This window comes from Stenotrophomonas capsici, from assembly GCF_034961085.1.
In the GTDB taxonomy this organism is placed as follows: domain Bacteria; phylum Pseudomonadota; class Gammaproteobacteria; order Xanthomonadales; family Xanthomonadaceae; genus Stenotrophomonas; species Stenotrophomonas capsici.
In genome coordinates, this window is record NZ_JAYFUH010000194.1 from 1 (window position 1) to 1,689 (window position 1,689).

Here is a 1,689-nt window from a genome sequence, read left to right on the forward strand (position 1 = left end):
CTGCACCCGCTGGTGCATGGTGGCCTGCTCGGCCGCGCAGGCACCGACGATGCGGTGATGGCCGAACACGGCATCGCACCGATCGACCTGCTGGTGCTGAACCTGTATCCGTTCGAGTCGGTCACCGCCAAGGCCGACTGCACCCTGGCCGACGCGGTGGAGAACATCGACATCGGCGGCCCGGCCATGCTGCGCAGCGCCGCGAAGAATTTCGCCCGCGTCGCCGTGGCCACCAGCCCGGACCAGTACGACGCCCTGCTGGCCGAATTGAATGCCCACGACGGCAAGCTGTCGGCCGCCAAGCGATTCGAGCTGTCGGTGGCCGCGTTCAACCGCGTCGCCCAGTACGACGCAGCGATCAGCAACTACCTGTCCGCAGTCAGCGACACCACCGCCGCGGTACCGGTGCGCGAGGAATACCCGGCGCAGATGAACTCCACCTTCGTGAAGGTGATGGACCTGCGCTACGGCGAGAACCCGCACCAGAGCGGTGTGTTCTACCGTGACCTGTGGCCGGTACCGGGCACGTTGGCCACCTTCGTGCAGCTGCAGGGCAAGGAACTGAGCTACAACAACCTGGCCGACGCCGATGCCGCATGGGAATGCGTGCGCCAGTTCGACGTGCCGGCCTGCGTCATCGTCAAGCACGCCAACCCCTGCGGCGTGGCCGTGGCCGCCGATGTCGGCGCCGCGTATGAGATGGCCTACAACACCGACCCGACCAGCGCCTTCGGCGGCATCCTGGCCTTCAACCGCACGCTGGATGCGGCCACCGCCAAGGCCATCCTCGACCGCCAGTTCGTCGAAGTGCTGATCGCCCCGGACTACGAGCCGGCCGCGCTGGAGTACGCCACCAAGAAGGCCAACGTGCGCGTGCTGCGCATCCCGGCCGGTGAGGCGCGCAACAACTACGACACCAAGCGCATTGGTTCGGGCCTGCTGATCCAGAGCGCCGACAACCGCGGCATGACCACCGATGAGCTGAAGACGGTGACCCAGCGTGCACCGACCACCGCCGAGCTGCGCGACCTGCTGTTCGCCTGGCGCGTGGCCAAGTACGTCAAGTCCAACGCGATCGTCTACGCCAAGGACGAGCGCACCATCGGCGTGGGCGCCGGCCAGATGAGCCGCGTGTACTCCGCGCGCATCGCCGGCATCAAGGCCGCCGATGCCGGGCTGGTGGTGCCGGGCTCGGTGATGGCTTCCGATGCGTTCTTCCCGTTCCGCGACGGCCTGGATGCGGCCGCCGAAGCCGGCATCACCGCGGTGATCCAGCCGGGCGGTTCGATGCGCGATGCCGAAGTGATCGCCGCGGCCGACGAACATGGCATCGCCATGGTGTTCACCGGCGTTCGCCACTTCCGTCACTGAGTACCGCGACGATGGCGACGGGGGTGTTTCTACGATCGGTTTCCCTGGGCGCCGTGCTCCTGCTGGCCGCCTGCCAGCAGGACAAGCCCGCCCCCGCCCAGGCGGAGGCGAGGGTGCCGGTGCTGCGCCACGACGACGCTGTGCTGGCACTGCTGCAGGAGCGCTACGGCGCGCCTGCACAGCTGAAGGGACCCTGGGCGCAGCAGCTGACGGATCCGGACATGGATCACGTCCGCCCGATCCACCGCGACGTCTGCGCCGACCAGGCCGCGGTCATCGGCGGCAAGCGGTACCGCATGCTTGCGGTCTGCACCCACT

1 protein-coding gene and 1 pseudogene are annotated in these 1,689 nt (G+C 68.3%); both read left to right on the forward strand.

The features are described from left to right. Positions 1-1,371: bifunctional phosphoribosylaminoimidazolecarboxamide formyltransferase/IMP cyclohydrolase (gene purH, locus VA603_RS11340; protein ID WP_323438902.1), on the forward strand; the 1,371-nt coding region annotated here is incomplete at its 5' end. An 11-nt stretch (positions 1,372-1,382) separates the two neighbouring features. Further along, a pseudogene (locus VA603_RS11345) lies at positions 1,383-1,689 on the forward strand (hypothetical protein); the annotation flags it as partial.